Origin of the sequence: Glaciimonas sp. PCH181 (assembly GCF_003056055.1) — a bacterium.
In the GTDB taxonomy this organism is placed as follows: domain Bacteria; phylum Pseudomonadota; class Gammaproteobacteria; order Burkholderiales; family Burkholderiaceae_D; genus Glaciimonas.
Map to the genome: position 1 here is coordinate 1,133,771 of NZ_PYFP01000001.1, position 15,562 is coordinate 1,149,332.

Consider the following 15,562-nt stretch of genomic DNA (forward strand, 5'->3'; position numbering starts at 1 on the left):
TAGGCAATATTGCCTGATAAGGCGGCTTATTTCCCGAAGGAAATTATTCCCCAGGATACGCGGGCTAAACGCGCCCATGACAACATGCCATGGGCCGCATCTCAATCATTCAATAAATCAGCCTTCTCCACCACGATTGAGGCGGGCAAACGCACAGTAAAGACACTCCCTTTATCCGGTGTAGACTCTACCGCCAGCGTGCCGCCATGACGCAGCAGCACGTGCTTGACGATAGCAAGGCCAAGCCCGGTTCCCTGCGTTTCGCGGGAGCGACTTTTATCGACGCGATAGAACCGCTCGGTTAAACGAGAAATATGCTCCGGGCTAAACCCAATCCCACTATCGCGTACGACCAGTTGCGGCCCCGCCATAGTGTTTTGCCAAAGCAAATCGATTTTTCCGCCGGGCGGTGTGTAACGTACCGCGTTAGACACGAGATTATTGAAAGCACTGCGCAGTTCTTCCGTGCTGCCGTTAATATCCGGACCTTCAACGCGCAAGGAAAAAACGTGCTGACCAGCCGACAATACCTCCACTTCTTGTAAGATATTTTTCAGCATAGCGTGGATATTTACTCGCTCCGGCCGCATGGGATAATCGATCGATTCCAATCGGGTTAATGTCAACATATCGCCAATCAGATTTTGCATGCGATGTCCCTGCTCCGTCATCATCTTCAAATGTCCAGCGCGTACATTAGGGTCCAGATTAGGATGCGCCTGCGCAATCTCTAAAAATCCATTAATCACTGTCAGCGGGGTGCGCAGTTCATGCGATGCGTTAGCGATAAAGTCGCGCCGCATCATATCGATCCGCTCCGACTCGGTGGCGTCGTGCGTAACCAGAATTTGCCGACGATTTTCAAACGGAATAATCTGCACCACCAACTTGCGTTCACGCAATGTCAACATTAATGGCTGGTCATAGCGACCTAAAATAATGTAATCGATGAAATCTGGATTGCGAATCAGATTGGTAACACGCATCCCCTTATCGCGCCCATGCTGCAATCCCAAATGCCGCTCGGCAGCAGGATTGCACCACTCAAGAAATAAGACATCGTCCATGATAACGACGCCATCCGGCAACAAATGCATGGCCTGCCGGAAGCGCGCCAGCCATTCAGAGAGTTCAGCCTGATTTTTTTCGTCATCGCGCCGTAAGCGGTATAAACGCGAAAAAATGTCGGTCCAGGCGCCCCACCCATCCGGCAATTTCTCACCACGAGGATTATCGAGCCAGCCACCCAAACGGTATAGATAATAAAGCTGCAACACTACCATCGCCACCATGCTCATCAAGCACAGCAATAAGCCACACACAGGTCCCCAAAAAAACCAGGCTACTGCGGAAACGGCAAAAATCAGCAGCATTCGTAACGCTGCCGGTATCCAAAATAACATCTGAGGATTCATAGGGTATTCAGTAAGGAAGAGATTACAAGGGATTACCCAGGATCGTTCCAGCAAGGTGATTATCGCACCAGCTGGAACAGGCAGTTATGAAGGAGCGTATCGCATAAACTGCAGCGTCGAAAAGGCAAAGTAACGCGGCAAGATGATGTGCGTAATTCCGCATTACGCAAAAACGACCAACTAAAAATGTCTATTTAGTCGATAGCATGTAGCCAACGCTACGCACCGTGCGGATCAGATTTTCCGCTTCACGCAGCGCCTTACGCAAACGCAATATGTGCACATCAACGGTACGCTCTTCAATGACGACGTGGTCGCCCCATACTTTATCGAGTAATTGACTGCGTGAAAAAACACGATCCGGATTTGCCATAAAAAACTTCAGCAAACGATATTCAGCATGGCCGATATCGATCTTTTGTTCGTCCATCGATACAGAGCAACTCGCAGGATCAAGCGTAACCCCGCCTGCAGACATGATTCCCAATGCCTGATCGGGATTTTTGCGGCGCAATAATGCTTTCACCCGCGAAGTCAGCTCACGCGGTGAAAACGGCTTGGTCATATAGTCGTCGGCACCGTTATCCAGGCCAGCTATCTTGTCTTCTTCCATGCTTTTTGCCGTTAGCATCATCACTAACATCGACTGCAATTGCCGTTCTGCACGCAAACGCGACAGAAACCGCAATCCACTCTGATCCGGCAGCATCCAGTCCAACAAAACCAGATGCGGCGGACGGCGCTGAATTGCCGCCCAGCCATCCGCTGCGGTGTACGCGACAGTCGGACTCCAACCGGCTTCCACCATTGTGTATTCAATCAACTCGGCGATTGCAGGCTCGTCCTCGATGATCAGGATAGATGTTTTATCAGAAATCATTAGCACGAATTAAACCTGCGATCACACCATTATTAATAGAAAACATTAACGTTTTGCCTTTTATCCACAAGCTGCATCGGTTGCTATTTAAGCGCCGTTGCCCAGCTGGGTTGCTGCGTAATCGGTATGCCGAATATCTTTGCCTTCGACGATATAAATCACATATTCAGCAATATTTTTTGCATGATCACCGATCCGCTCGATTGCCTTGGCAACCCATAACGTATCCATCAACGCAGAAATCGTGCGTGGATCTTCCATCATGTAGGTAATGACATTGCGCATGATGGAGCGGAAATCGCGATCGATAATCGCGTCATGCGAGATCAGCTGGATCGCCTGCTTCTCATCCAGACGTGCCAATGCATCCAATGCATCGTGCAACAAATCAGCAGCAGCGGCGGCAATCACGCGAACCATTTCAATATGATCGATGCTGCCGATACCACGCTGATGCAAATGTATCGCTGTGCGGGCAATTTTGGCAGCTTCATCGCCGACGCGCTCCAGATCAGTAATTACTTTGATCGTGGCCATCACGGTGCGCAAATCGTTGGCGGTAGGCTGACGACGCACGATTAAATGACTACAGGCGTTATCCAGCTCGACTTCTAATGTGTTGACTTCGTCATCGTCCTTGATGACCCGTTCGCCAGCGGCAATATTACCGTTGCGGAAGACGTTCATGGCCTCCTGAAATTGTCGCTCGACCAAACCGCCCATCAACAAAACTTTGGAGCGGATAGTTTCCAGGTCGGAGTCATATTGCTTTGAAGAGTGTTCGCCAGTCATCTGGTAATTCCTTACAATTCTATGAGTGCAACAGGATTGCGTGAGCGGTGTCTTACCCGCTAATCAGCAACGACAATGAGATGATGATTAACCAAAACGACCGGTAATGTAGTCCTGTGTTTCTTTACGGGCAGGATTCATAAATATCTGATCAGTCTGGCCGAATTCCACCAACTCGCCCAAATACATATAGGCCGTGAAATCTGAGCAGCGCGCTGCTTGTTGCATGTTGTGGGTAACGATAGCGATGGTGTAATCCTGTTTGAGTTCAGTAATCAACTCTTCTACTTTCGCGGTAGAAATAGGATCCAATGCTGAAGTCGGCTCATCCAGTAAAAGAACGTCAGGGCGAACCGCCACGCTGCGGGCGATACACAAACGCTGCTGCTGACCGCCGGACAAACTCAAGCCGCTCTTGTTCAGCTTATCCTTAGCCTCGCCCCATAATGCCGCTTTAGTCAGCGCCCATTCGACGCGCTCGTCCATTTCGCCTTTTGGCAAGTTTTCGTATAAGCGAATACCGAAAGCGATGTTGTCGTAGATCGACATCGGAAAAGGTGTTGGCTTCTGGAACACCATGCCAACTTTGGCGCGCAACATATTCAGATCCTGCCCGGCTTCCAGAATATTCCGGCCCGCATACATGATCTGGCCTTCGGCACGCTGACCTGGATATAGGTCGTACATCCGATTGAGCGTTCGCAGCAAAGTGGACTTGCCGCAACCGGATGGTCCGATGAATGCGGTGACCTTCTTTTCATTGATATTCAGATTAATATCCTTCAATCCCTGAAAATGACCGTAGAAAAAATTCAGCTTCGAAATCTCTATGGTTGGCTTTTTAGCCGCGCTGTAATCGTTGCTTTGCAGTGTTTGAGGTGTCATGGCAATCGCAGTCATTAAATGCAGTTTTCAGTGGATGGTACAAATGCTTCTGCGCCATCAATATCTTGTTCAGCAGAGTCAGCAAGGTCTGGCGTTGCTGACCTTATCAACTCGGGATTTTTTGGCTGAACAAAGTGCGTGCAACAATGTTCAATACAAGTACACCCAACGTAATCAGCAACGCACCTGCCCATGCCAGCGCCACCCAGTTGTCGTAAGGGCTATTCGCGAATTGATTTATCACGCCCGGCAGATTGGCAATTGGCTTATTCATGTTGGTGCTGAAGAACTGATTATTCAGTGCGGTAAATAGTAGCGGCGCAGTTTCACCGGCAATCCTTGCCACAGCCAGCAACACACCCGTTACCACACCCGCTTTGACCGCACGCAAACGCACTGTCAATGCGACTTTCCAGCGTGGCGCACCAAGCGCAAATGCCGCTTCGCGCAGATTGCCGGGCACCAGTTTCAGCATATTGTCAGTTGTCCGCACCACTACTGGCACCGCAATCAATGACAGGGCAAAAGTACCGGCCCAGCCCGAAAAATGGCCGATTTTGGCGACATAGATCGCGTACACAAACAAACCAATCACAATCGATGGCGCTGACAACATAATGTCAGTCACAAAACGAGTGATTTGGGCAAGTTTGCTTTCTTCGCCATACTCCGCCAGATAAATACCTGCCAAGATGCCAATCGGTGTACTAATCAGTGTCGCCAGACCAACCAGCATCAAGCTACCAATAATCGGATTCAGCAAACCGCCGCCTTCGCCACCTGGAGATGGCGTGTTTTGGATCAGCAAGCCAAGATTCATCGCACCAACGCCTTTGAACACCAGCGTCGCTAAAATCCACATCAGCACAACCAGCCCAAATGCCATCGCCAGAAACGACAGCACCATGCCTATTTTGTGGGTCAAAATCCGCTTGCGATACACCTTGTTTGCAGATGGATTAGTTTGGAAGCCCTGAGATGGGGAGTTTTCCATCGAAGAAACTGGGTTTTGCGCGCTCATTTAGCACCTTCTTTGCGAGACATTCCCATCAACATCAACTTAGCCGCAGACAACACCAGGAAAGTAATGACAAACAAGATAAGACCGAGGGCGAACAACGCCGATACGTGCAAGGTTGAAGAAGCTTCGGCGATCTCGTTTGCCAGCGTCGATGCAATACTATTACCGGCACCGAACAGCGACCATGACAAGCGGTGCGAGTTACCAATCACAAAGGTCACCGCCATGGTCTCGCCCAACGCCCGACCAAGTCCCAACATGACACCGCCGACTACTCCAGTCTTGGCATACGGCAGCACTACTTTGCGCACTACTTCCCAACGGGTGCATCCCAGGCCATAAGCCGATTCTTTTAATACCGCCGGTACAACTTCAAACACATCCCGCATGACTGAGGCGATAAAGGGAATAATCATGACCGCCAAAATCAGTCCGGCAGTCAAAATACCAATCCCCATCCGCGGTCCGGAAAACAAAATACCGATCACCGGAATGTGACCTAAGGTGTCACCTAAAATTGGTTGCACGTATTCGGCAAACAGCGGTGCAAAAACGAACAAGCCCCAGATACCGTAAATAATACTAGGTACACCTGCCAGCAATTCGACAGCGGTGCCTAACGGCTGACGTAGTTTTGCCGGGCAGATTTCGGTCAAAAATAACGCGATGCCAAAGCTGATCGGGAACGCGATCAGCAGCGCAATAAAAGATGTCACCAGCGTGCCGACAATCGCAATCATCGCGCCATACTGGTCATTCACGGGGTCCCACTCAACGCGTGTAATAAACGACAGCCCGAATTCATGAAATACCGGCCATGCGCCAATTGCCAGCGAAACGATAATCCCCATCAAGACGAATAGCACGATCAGCGAAAACGCCATCGTGACTTTATGAAAGAAGAAATCCTGGATGCGTTGTTTGCGCATAGTGGCAAGCAATGCTTGCTGCGACAAACCGGCCTGTTCAACGCTTTTGGCCTGGAGAGATAGTGGTTGTGCCATAACAGGAATATTTGCACTCATGAGTAGCGATATCCGATGAAGTGTGTGCCGTATTCGCCTACTTTCCGTGAATCTGACACATCTGCTTTGCCAATCGGCAGCACTGCTCTGCGATGTATCAAATGACGGCTTTTCGACGCAAATGAATTCTGATCATTTCTGATTACTTAATACAGGCAAGCCTTTTCGATAAGGCCTGCCTGTTTTTGCCAGCTTCAACTTTTTATTGCAGCTTCTTTAATGCTATTCCACCACTTTATATCGACAAATTTGCCAATACAAAACGACGTATTACCAGATTGACTTGCCAGCTGTATCTTTAACTTCTGATTTCCAAGCGTCATTCACAAGCTTTACAACCGATGACGGGATCGCAACATAATCAAGTTCAGTTGCTGCCGCGCCACCGTTTTTGTACGCCCAGTCAAAGAACTTCAAGACTTCTTTACCCTTTGCTGCATCAGCTTGCGACTTGTGCAACAAGATGAAAGAAGCGCTGGTGATAGGCCAGCTGTTTTTACCCGCTGCATCAGTGAAATCAACAGCAAAACCTGGTGTTTTTGCCCAGTCAGCGCCAGCAGCAGCAGCTTTGAAAGTGGCGTCATCAGGTTGTACATAGCCACCGTCACGATTCTTCAATTGTGTGTGTTGTAGCTTGTTCTTTTTAGCGTAAGCATATTCAACGTAACCAATTGCACCCTTGATTTTTTGAACATTCGCAGCAACACCTTCGTTACCCTTGCCACCTACACCAACTGGCCATTTAACTGCAGTACCAGCACCAACGCCGCTCTTGAAGCTAGGGCTGGTTTTTGACAAATAGCTGGTGAATACGAACGAAGTACCTGAACCGTCAGCGCGATACACGACAGTGATGTCGCTATCAGGCAGCTTTACACCTGGATTGAGTGCAGCGATTTCTGCAGCATTCCATTTTGTAACTTTGCCCAAATAAATATCGCCCAATACCGCGCCGGTCAGCTTCAACTGACCCGGTGCGATGCCGTCCAGATTCACGACTGGCACGACGCCGCCCATGATCGCTGGGAATTGCATCAGGCTGTCAGCAGCCAATTCCTCTGCCTTCAATGGCATATCCGAGGCGCCGAAATCGACTGTCTTCGCTTTGATCTGTTTGATACCGCCGCCGGAGCCGATCGATTGATAGTTCAGGCTATTACCGGTTGCAGCTTTGTAGGACTCAGCCCATTTTGCGTAAATAGGATAAGGAAACGATGCACCAGCGCCGGTGATTTCCGCTGCCATAACCGATGAAACTGAAAATGTTGCACCCAACGCCAAGACGACGGATGTAAAGAGTTTATTGAGACGCATTCGTTACTCCCATATTTACTTTTAAATGAAGATCAGACTTAAATAAACTTTAGATAGCTGCCAAGAGCGCGTCGTTTAGAAATTGAGGTGCTTTCAACCGCCGATTTCACAACTTCCACCAAGACAGGCCGAACTGTAACCAACATTTATGACATGTTTGTGACAGTAAACAAGACTGCGCTTAAGTAAAAAATGAGACACAAAATAGTGCCAAAACGCTTCCGTTTTTGTCATCAAGATGTCATATTGTCTGCATACACTCCGCGCAAAACCATTTGAATTACTTGTCAGAGGTATGGATAAAAAAACCCGCTCGGACGAAAGTACTGAAATAACTACTGTAAATATTGGCAGTAATCCCGCCTATTTAAATCGGGAGCTATCGCTATTAGCGTTCAATAGACGCGTGCTGGCACAAGCCGAGCAGCAAAATATTCCATTGCTAGAACGTTTGCGCTACCTCTGCATCGTCAGCAATAATCTGGATGAATTTTTTGAAGTGCGTATCGCGAGTCTGCTGGCGAATAGCTATGCAGATAGCGGTATAGGCCTCAGTCGCATCAGCAGCGCTGGTGATATTGTCGATCCCCCTGCTTTGACCGAAGCCCTTAAGCTCACCAGCACGGAATGTCACGATATCGTCGCTCGCCAATATGCGATTCTGAATAAAGACGTATTGCCGCAATTATCTGCCAATGGCGTCCATCTACTACGACAAAAAGACCGCAATCCAGCGCAGCGCGCTTGGGTGAAATCCTATTTTGAGCAGGAAATCAGGCCTTTGCTTACCCCAATTGGCCTGGACCCGGCGCATCCGTTTCCGCAAGTACTGAATAAAAGTCTGAATTTCATTGTTGAAATGGCAGGGAAAGATGCGTTCGGACGTGATACGACGATTGCGATCATCAAAGCCCCGCGTGTATTGCCGCGAGTGATCAGATTACCCGATGCTTTATCCCCAAACGGCATTTCATTCTGCCTGTTGTCCTCCATCATCCACGCGCATATCAACGACTTGTTTAGTGGTCGCCAAATACTGTCCTATTATCAATTTCGGGTGACGCGTAATAGTGATTTGTGGGTGGATGAAGAAGAAGTAAAAAATCTGCGTCAGGCATTAAAAAGTGAATTGCAAAGCCGTCAATTTGGCGTAGCTGTGCGGTTGGAAGTGGCGCAAAACTGCCCCGCCCATTTATCCGAATTGCTACTGAAACAATTTTCAATCGCACCGAATCGCTTATATGCCGTGAATGGCCCGGTTAATTTGGTCAGATTATCCGAAATGATTGATCAGATATCTCTGCCGGGATTACGTTTCCCACCTTTTACGCCCGGTCTTCCTGCGTATTTGTTATCCGACGATATATTTACGCTACTTAAGCAAAAAGATATTTTGCTGCACCATCCGTTCCAGTCCTTCCAACCGGTCATCGATTTTATCCGCAGTGCGGCAAATGACCCGCAGGTCGTTGCCATCAGACAAACAATTTACCGTGCCGGAATGAATTCTGATTTGATCGAGTCATTAATCATGGCCGCACAATTCGGAAAAGAAGTCACCGTAGTCGTCGAATTAATGGCGCGCTTTGATGAAGAAGCCAACATCAATTGGGCAGATCGCCTTGAGCGGGCCGGAGCACATGTCGTCTATGGCGTGGTCGGCCTTAAAACCCACGCCAAACTTGCCCTCGTCATCCGTCGCGAACCCGTGAAACAAGCTAGTGCGGCTAAAGATAGTAGCGCCAGTGAATTATGTTTTTATGCCCACTTGGGGACCGGAAACTATCACCCGAACACGACCAAGCTATATACCGACTTTGGTTTGCTGACCGCGAATCAAAAACTGGCAATAGAAGTCAATGAAGTATTCATTCATCTGACCAGTCTGACCAAGCCGAAAAAGATGGATTATTTATGGCTGGCACCCTTTGCGCTGCAAAAAGAACTGATTCGCGCCATTCGCAATGAGGCAGATATCGCTCGTCAGGGCCGGCCGGCACGGATCGTTGCAAAAATGAACGCGCTGCTTGACGAATCTGTGATTAAAGCGCTGTATGCGGCCTCTGCAGATGGCGTAAAAATAGAACTCATCATTCGCGGCGCGTGCGCCTTGCGGCCAGGTGTACCGGGGTTGTCGGAAAACATCTCGGTACGGTCGATCATCGGGCGTTTTCTGGAACATACGCGGATATATTACTTTCGGAATAATTTACAGCACGATGTTTACCTTGCCAGCGCCGACTGGATGAATCGCAATCTTTTCCGGCGCGTAGAAGTCGCATTCCCGGTATTAGACAAAGCCCTCAAACGACGTGTCATTAATGAAGGCCTGACGCCCTACTTGAAAGACAACACCAACGCGTGGGAACTGTCATCCGATGGCAACTGGCAAAAATGTACACCAGGGCGGCGGCGAGCGGCGTTTAGTGTGCAGGAACACTTGATGTCCCTTCTCGGCGCTTCCTCAGAAGCTAATTAACCGCATTGCAAGAAGGAAAACATCATGGAACTGATACTGTGGCGACACGCCGAGGCTGAAGTTGGCGAACCTGACGAAGGCCGCGCCCTGACTGGCAAAGGACATAAGCAGGCGTGGAAAATGGCCGAATGGCTTGACCAGAATTTACCCAATACCTGCAAGATACTTTGCAGTCCCGCCATGCGCACGCGCCAAACCGCCGAAGCATTAGGTCGCAAATTCAAAATTCATCCCGACCTTGCGCCAAACTGCACACCAGAGCAATTGCTGGCAGCAGCCCACTGGCCGGATTCGCGTGAACCGGTCCTGATCATCGGTCATCAACCCACCCTAGGCCAGGTCGCCGCGATGCTGATCGCCAGTGAGAAAAAAGAATGGTCAATTCGCAAAGGCAATGCATGGTGGATTGCACAACGCGAACGCGGTGATATTACGACCACTTTTCTAAAAGCCGTGATGTCGCCCGATCTGGTTACCAAGTAAGCATCCCTCGCATCAACCCATAGATTAACCGCGCGGCCCAATGAGGGCAGCCGCACGCTTGCTGCTATTACATCGCGACCATCCGTTGCGGTTTCTACTTATGCATCAAAAATGGCGCTTCAAAAAACAGAATTTGGCCGTATATCTACTATGAGTGACGCTATCCGGGCGCAATAAGGAAAATTAATTTTTATACAATGTGTCTCTTGTTAGCGATATCATCGTAAAAAGAACCGCTAGCGGAAGGAATGGGGCAAAACGATCATTTCTGCTAAACACTATATAATGAAAAAAATTTAACTAAATGGTTGCATATTTTTATTTCTCATTAACAAATATGCGACAGTTTTAAAAAGTACTGAAATGCACACTTTTTAAAGACACGAATTCAGTTAGAATATTGCCTTTGCTGCATTGCAGCATAGCTTTCCGACTTCCCGGCAAGAGACACCAAAGAGGTTTGTATGCTTTATCACATGCACGAATTCAGTCGTTCGCTACTTACACCTCTGGTGCAATTCGCAGAAACGAGCGCCAAGCTTTTTACCAATCCAGTCTCACCGCTGGCCCATACCCCTTTCGCTCAGCGAATTGCGGCTGGCTACGAGCTGATGTACAGATTGGGTAAAGACTACGAAAAACCAAACTTCAATATTGAGACCACCACCATCAATGGTACCGACGTAGGTATCGTTGAAGAAGTAGAAATGACAAAGTCATTCTGCCGCTTGCTGCATTTCAAGAAAAATTTAGGCAAGAAAGAAATAGCAGCACTAAAACAGCCAACAGTTTTGCTAGTCGCGCCATTGTCAGGCCATCATTCGACGCTGCTGCGCGACACAGTCAAAGGCCTGCTCCCCGACCACGATGTCTATATTACTGACTGGACCGATGCCCGCATGGTGCCGGAAGCGGAAGGTGCCTTTCATTTACACGATTACATCTATTACATTCAGGACTTCATCCGTTTGCTAGGACCTGACCTGCACGTTATTTCCGTGTGTCAGCCTACCGTTCCGGTATTAGCGGCGATTGCACTGATGGCATCCGACAACGATCCTAAATTGCCGAAAAGCATGACAATGATGGGCGGCCCGATTGATGCTCGGATCTCACCAACTGAGGTCAATGATCTGGCGATCGAGAAGCCATTTAGCTGGTTCGAAAATACCGTTATCTATACCGTACCGTCGAATTATCCCGGCGCAGGCCGCAAGGTATATCCAGGTTTTCTGCAACATGCAGGCTTTGTATCGATGAATCCGAATCGTCATGCACAAAGTCATTGGGATTTTTACATGCACTTGCGCGAAGGCGATAACGAGTCGGCAGAAAATCATCGCAAGTTCTACGATGAATACAATGCCGTATTGGATATGCCGGTTGATTACTATCTGGAAACCATCAAAACGGTCTTCCAGGATTTCAGCTTGCCATTAGGCACATGGGAAGTTGGCGGCAAACTGGTCAAGCCACAAGATATCAAGAACGTTGCCTTGTTTACGATTGAAGGTGAACTCGATGATATTTCCGGCCCAGGTCAGACTAAAGTCGCGCACGATTTGTGCTCCTCAATTCCTGAAGCCGATAAGCAGCATTTCACGGCCGAAAAATGCGGCCACTACGGAATTTTTTCTGGACGTCGCTGGCGTGAATTGATTGCGCCGAAGATCACCGAATTTATCAAGGCCCACGCCTGATAAGATGGCGTCAAAGTTGATCTGATAGCGATTAAGCAGTGATCCAAATGCTGATGAGAATCGTTGCACGAGATAAAAGCCACTCTTTCAAATAGAGTGGCTTTTTCCATTTGGCGCACCGATGATTTACGCGGATAATAGACTTTTATGTTGTTAACGTCTGCTGTGTCCAACCAAACATTCCCTTCCCTCGCCGCCCGTATTGAAGCACTGCTACCGCAAACGCAATGCACTAAATGTGGCTATTCAGGCTGTCATCCTTATGCAGAGGCAATCGCCGAAGGTAGCGCCAGCTATAACCAATGTCCGCCGGGAGGACAAGAAGGTGTAGTCCGATTAGCGCGACTGCTGAATCAGCCGGTTATTCCACTCAATCCAGCCAACGGTGCGGAACGTCCACGACCGCGCGCCGTCATTGATGAAGCCATTTGCATTGGCTGCACGTTGTGTATTCAAGCGTGCCCGGTTGATGCGATCCTTGGCGCAGCCAAACAAATGCACACCGTGCTTGAGGATTTATGCACCGGCTGTGATTTATGCGTTGCCCCGTGCCCGGTCGACTGCATCACCATGGTCGATGTCACACAAGACAAAACCGGTTGGGAAGCATGGACCCAGCAGCAAGCCGACGATGCACGCGAACGCCACGATCTGCGCACTGCGCGTTTAAAGCGCGAAAAGCAGGAAAACGATGACCGTCTGGCCGCCAAAGCCGCAGAAAAATTAAAAGTAATTGCCACAGAAGTCGCTACCAATCCTGAGCAACGCGCCGAGCAAGACCGTAAAAAAGCGATCATTCAGGCCGCCATTGAGCGTGCTCGCATAAAAAAAGAACAGCAAGCTGAACAACAAATAGCCTCGGACGACCAGCGTGGCACGCAACCTAAGGACACGCTATGAATGCAGAAAAACGACGTGAAATATTCACCCGTCTACGCACTGCGATGCCGCACCCAACAACCGAGTTGGACTACACCTCGCCATTCGAATTGTTGATCTCGGTACTACTCTCAGCACAAGCCACTGATGTCGGCGTCAATAAAGCCACGCGCAAGTTGTATCCGATCGCCAATACACCTGCAAAAATCCTGGCGCTCGGCGTGGATGGACTGATTCCCTATATTCAGACCATCGGGTTATTTCGCACCAAAGCCAAGAACACTATTGAGACCTGTCGCCTTCTCATTGAGCGTCACAAAGGCGAAGTCCCTCGCACACGCGAAGAGCTGGAGGCCTTACCCGGCGTAGGTCGCAAGACTGCTAATGTCGTTCTTAACACCGCTTTCGGCGAGGCCACGATTGCCGTCGATACACACATTTTTCGGGTCTCAAACAGAACCGGGATCGCACCCGGCAAAGACGTGGTTGTAGTTGAGCATAAATTGATGAAACTAGTACCGAAGGAATTTCAGCTAGACGCTCATCACTGGTTAATTTTGCACGGTCGCTACACCTGTATCGCCCGCAAGCCTTTATGCTGGAACTGCACCATCGCCGACCTCTGCGACTATAAAACCAAAACGCCGTTACCAGAAAAAGGTATCTAATCCGCCATGTCTATCCCACACACAGAACATCACTTCGAAGCCAGTGATACCGTCCGCGACATCGTTATCGGCATGGCCGATGGCCTGACAGTACCATTTGCGCTAGCAGCCGGAATCAGCGGCGCGGCAATAGCAATCGACATAGTCGTCACCGCTGGAGTGGCAGAAATTGCCGCCGGTTCAATCGCGATGGGATTGGGCGGCTATTTGGCCGCACGCACCCAACGCCAGCATTATTTCGCCGAACGCCATCGCGAAGAACAAGAAATTTTGACCGTACCGCATCGTGAACGCAAAGAAGTCATCGACATCATGGCCCAATACGGTGTCACCAAACAGGAATGCGAACCCATGCTGGCGGGGCTTGAACGGACTCCACTAGCTTGGCGTGATTTCATGATGCGCTTTGAACTTGGACTGGAAGAACCACATCCAGCCGCCGCCAGAAAAAGTGCGCTGACCATCGCCCTTTCGTATCTCGTTGGTGGCCTGATTCCGCTTTCGCCCTACATATTTCTGAAAACGACCGAAAGCGCATTGACGGTGTCGACAGTGGTAACACTATTAGCATTATTTATATTCGGCTATCTGAAGGGCAGCGTCACCGGCACTGGAGGGTTAAAATCTGCCGTACAAACTTTGCTCGTCGGCGGTCTGGCCGCAGCGACCGCCTTTAGCATTGCCAAACTCATTAGCTAGAATCACACCATGTTCAATCCTTCTCAGCACGACGTACGCCGTTTTTTTTGCGAAACTTATCGCAAGCAACGGGCAAATGAAATACTGACGCCAATTGAAGCCATCGCACGCGACTGGATCATCCAGCATCCGGAATATGCCGACGATCTCGCCGATATAGAAGCCGCGCTGGCAGCGGACTATTCAGTTGAAAATGGCCAGACCAATCCCTTTCTGCATCTGGCAATGCATTTATCGATTGCTGAGCAAATATCGATTGATCAACCGCCCGGGATTCGCGCTGCTTCCACCTCCCTTGCGCAGCGGCTGCAATCGGAACACGACGCCTATCACCACATCATGGAATGTTTAGGCGAAATGATCTGGAACTCACAACGCAGCGGCTTACCGCCAAATGGCGCTGAATATATTGAATGTGTAAAAAAGAAGGTTTAAAGATTTAATACTGCTTTTGATAAATTGACCGACAAGCGTTGTTCAAGCTAATAAATGCATTGGCATCAAAAATCGGTTGAAAACCGAGAAAACCAAACAAAAAGCCACCAGATTTCTCTGGTGGCTTTTTAATGATCGCAACTCTCGGTTAATCAGCTTAAGAATAAGCGATTCGAGAAATAATATACCTTACTTACGCAATACCAACGACGTTGGCAAGCTATGCAGATAAGCTGCAATATCCTGGATATCCTGATGAGTCAGCGCTTTAGCCACGCCACCCATAATCGCATTGGTACGACCGTTCGGGCCTGCCGCACCGCGCTGATAAGAGATCAGCGCATGCTTCAGATAATCCTCATGCTGACCAGCCAATTTCGGATAGGCCGGATCAATCGGCGTTTGCAAATTGGCGCCATGGCACGACGCGCAAGAATATTTTTTTACTGCGGCTTCGCCAGCGGCGATATTACCGCTAGCCAGCGCACCAACTGAAGCACTCGCGGAAAGAAAAAACACCACGCCAGCAAGAATTTTTTTCATAGTGTGGGTTCCTTATTTTTGCTGAGAGTAGTAAGCCGCAAGATCGGCCATGTCCTGGTCCGACAAAGAAGCTGCTACGCCACGCATCGTTGGATGTTGACGATCACCCTTTTTATAGGCAGCTAATGCATTTTCGATGTACTTGGCGGATTGGCCGCCAAGCATAGGCACCTGATAGACCTCAGGGAAACTGGCTTTATAGCCAGGTATGCCGTGGCATCCGATGCACATGGATACCTTGTTTTCAGCTGCCTTAGCGTTGCCGACAACATCCGCAGCTGCGGCGAAGTTGGCAATACCCGCGAGCGCGAGAAGTGCAATTAATTTTTTCATAATAGCTGTGG

The 15,562-nt window shown here is 49.2% G+C and carries 16 protein-coding genes; 7 read left to right on the plus strand and 9 right to left on the minus strand.

Annotation, left to right across the window (positions count from 1 at the left end):
• Window positions 1-101: 101 nt before the first annotated feature.
• From phoR to pstS, 7 genes are all read right to left on the minus strand, one after another.
• A complete protein-coding gene (phoR, locus tag C7W93_RS05090; RefSeq protein WP_108439044.1) occupies window positions 102-1,415 on the minus strand; it encodes a phosphate regulon sensor histidine kinase PhoR in 1,314 nt (437 codons plus the stop codon).
• A gap of 190 nt (window positions 1,416-1,605) precedes the next feature.
• The gene (locus tag C7W93_RS05095; protein ID WP_108439045.1) at window positions 1,606-2,295 is read right to left on the minus strand and encodes a winged helix-turn-helix domain-containing protein; all 690 of its coding nucleotides are present in this window, start codon (window positions 2,293-2,295) and stop codon (window positions 1,606-1,608) included.
• Window positions 2,296-2,382: 87 nt separating this feature from the next.
• A complete protein-coding gene (gene phoU, locus C7W93_RS05100; protein WP_108439046.1) occupies window positions 2,383-3,087 on the minus strand; it encodes a phosphate signaling complex protein PhoU in 705 nt (234 codons plus the stop codon).
• 87 nt (window positions 3,088-3,174) lie between these two features.
• On the minus strand, window positions 3,175-3,972 hold the full coding sequence (pstB, locus tag C7W93_RS05105; protein ID WP_108440489.1) for a phosphate ABC transporter ATP-binding protein PstB: 798 nt from the start codon (window positions 3,970-3,972) through the stop codon (window positions 3,175-3,177).
• A gap of 106 nt (window positions 3,973-4,078) precedes the next feature.
• Complete coding sequence (gene pstA, locus C7W93_RS05110) at window positions 4,079-4,966, minus strand: phosphate ABC transporter permease PstA (protein ID WP_225869852.1); 888 nt, start codon at window positions 4,964-4,966, stop codon at window positions 4,079-4,081.
• Window positions 4,967-4,989: 23 nt separating this feature from the next.
• Window positions 4,990-5,997, minus strand: coding sequence for a phosphate ABC transporter permease subunit PstC (gene pstC, locus C7W93_RS05115; protein WP_225869853.1), 1,008 nt, complete (start codon window positions 5,995-5,997; stop codon window positions 4,990-4,992).
• Between the two features lie 291 nt (window positions 5,998-6,288).
• Window positions 6,289-7,332, minus strand: a complete 1,044-nt coding sequence (gene pstS, locus C7W93_RS05120; protein WP_108439049.1) for a phosphate ABC transporter substrate-binding protein PstS — start codon at window positions 7,330-7,332, stop codon at window positions 6,289-6,291.
• A 295-nt stretch (window positions 7,333-7,627) separates the two neighbouring features.
• Between pstS and ppk1 the strand changes: the two genes are divergently transcribed.
• The 7 genes from ppk1 to C7W93_RS05155 all read left to right on the plus strand — a co-directional run bounded on the left by ppk1 (window position 7,628) and on the right by C7W93_RS05155 (window position 14,675).
• Window positions 7,628-9,811, plus strand: coding sequence for a polyphosphate kinase 1 (gene ppk1, locus C7W93_RS05125; RefSeq protein WP_108439050.1), 2,184 nt, complete (start codon window positions 7,628-7,630; stop codon window positions 9,809-9,811).
• 24 nt (window positions 9,812-9,835) lie between these two features.
• Complete coding sequence (locus C7W93_RS05130; protein ID WP_108439051.1) at window positions 9,836-10,294, plus strand: histidine phosphatase family protein; 459 nt, start codon at window positions 9,836-9,838, stop codon at window positions 10,292-10,294.
• A gap of 464 nt (window positions 10,295-10,758) precedes the next feature.
• Window positions 10,759-11,994 (plus strand): polyhydroxyalkanoate depolymerase, encoded by a 1,236-nt coding sequence (locus C7W93_RS05135; RefSeq protein WP_108439052.1) that lies wholly within the window; start codon window positions 10,759-10,761, stop codon window positions 11,992-11,994.
• 147 nt (window positions 11,995-12,141) lie between these two features.
• Window positions 12,142-12,894 (plus strand): electron transport complex subunit RsxB, encoded by a 753-nt coding sequence (rsxB, locus tag C7W93_RS05140; protein ID WP_108439053.1) that lies wholly within the window; start codon window positions 12,142-12,144, stop codon window positions 12,892-12,894.
• Window positions 12,891-13,541, plus strand: a complete 651-nt coding sequence (gene nth, locus C7W93_RS05145; RefSeq protein ID WP_108439054.1) for an endonuclease III — start codon at window positions 12,891-12,893, stop codon at window positions 13,539-13,541. The genes rsxB and nth overlap by 4 nt, the downstream gene beginning before the upstream one ends.
• Window positions 13,542-13,547: 6 nt before the next feature.
• Window positions 13,548-14,240 (plus strand): VIT1/CCC1 transporter family protein, encoded by a 693-nt coding sequence (locus C7W93_RS05150; protein WP_108439055.1) that lies wholly within the window; start codon window positions 13,548-13,550, stop codon window positions 14,238-14,240.
• Between the two features lie 9 nt (window positions 14,241-14,249).
• Entirely contained in the window at window positions 14,250-14,675 is a 426-nt protein-coding gene (locus C7W93_RS05155) for a DUF1841 family protein (protein ID WP_108439056.1), read from the plus strand.
• A 189-nt stretch (window positions 14,676-14,864) separates the two neighbouring features.
• On the opposite strand, the gene C7W93_RS05160 is transcribed toward C7W93_RS05155, so the two are convergent.
• A complete protein-coding gene (locus C7W93_RS05160; protein WP_108439057.1) occupies window positions 14,865-15,218 on the minus strand; it encodes a cytochrome c in 354 nt (117 codons plus the stop codon).
• Between the two features lie 12 nt (window positions 15,219-15,230).
• Window positions 15,231-15,551: a cytochrome c gene (locus C7W93_RS05165; RefSeq protein WP_108439058.1), complete on the minus strand. Its 321-nt coding sequence runs from the start codon at window positions 15,549-15,551 to the stop codon at window positions 15,231-15,233.
• Window positions 15,552-15,562: the final 11 nt, after the last annotated feature.

Excerpts from the sequence above, each read along its gene's own strand:
- phoR (WP_108439044.1), bottom strand. The coding sequence starts at position 1,415 with ATGAATCCTCAGATGTTATTTTGGATACCGGCAGCGTTACGAATGCTG.
- C7W93_RS05095 (WP_108439045.1), bottom strand. The coding sequence starts at position 2,295 with ATGATTTCTGATAAAACATCTATCCTGATCATCGAGGACGAGCCTGCA.
- phoU (WP_108439046.1), bottom strand. The coding sequence starts at position 3,087 with ATGACTGGCGAACACTCTTCAAAGCAATATGACTCCGACCTGGAAACT.
- pstB (WP_108440489.1), bottom strand. The coding sequence starts at position 3,972 with ATGACACCTCAAACACTGCAAAGCAACGATTACAGCGCGGCTAAAAAG.
- pstA (WP_225869852.1), bottom strand. The coding sequence starts at position 4,966 with ATGGAAAACTCCCCATCTCAGGGCTTCCAAACTAATCCATCTGCAAAC.
- pstC (WP_225869853.1), bottom strand. The coding sequence starts at position 5,997 with ATGGCACAACCACTATCTCTCCAGGCCAAAAGCGTTGAACAGGCCGGT.
- pstS (WP_108439049.1), bottom strand. The coding sequence starts at position 7,332 with ATGCGTCTCAATAAACTCTTTACATCCGTCGTCTTGGCGTTGGGTGCA.
- ppk1 (WP_108439050.1), top strand. The coding sequence starts at position 7,628 with ATGGATAAAAAAACCCGCTCGGACGAAAGTACTGAAATAACTACTGTA.
- C7W93_RS05130 (WP_108439051.1), top strand. The coding sequence starts at position 9,836 with ATGGAACTGATACTGTGGCGACACGCCGAGGCTGAAGTTGGCGAACCT.
- C7W93_RS05135 (WP_108439052.1), top strand. The coding sequence starts at position 10,759 with ATGCTTTATCACATGCACGAATTCAGTCGTTCGCTACTTACACCTCTG.
- rsxB (WP_108439053.1), top strand. The coding sequence starts at position 12,142 with ATGTTGTTAACGTCTGCTGTGTCCAACCAAACATTCCCTTCCCTCGCC.
- nth (WP_108439054.1), top strand. The coding sequence starts at position 12,891 with ATGAATGCAGAAAAACGACGTGAAATATTCACCCGTCTACGCACTGCG.
- C7W93_RS05150 (WP_108439055.1), top strand. The coding sequence starts at position 13,548 with ATGTCTATCCCACACACAGAACATCACTTCGAAGCCAGTGATACCGTC.
- C7W93_RS05155 (WP_108439056.1), top strand. The coding sequence starts at position 14,250 with ATGTTCAATCCTTCTCAGCACGACGTACGCCGTTTTTTTTGCGAAACT.
- C7W93_RS05160 (WP_108439057.1), bottom strand. The coding sequence starts at position 15,218 with ATGAAAAAAATTCTTGCTGGCGTGGTGTTTTTTCTTTCCGCGAGTGCT.
- C7W93_RS05165 (WP_108439058.1), bottom strand. The coding sequence starts at position 15,551 with ATGAAAAAATTAATTGCACTTCTCGCGCTCGCGGGTATTGCCAACTTC.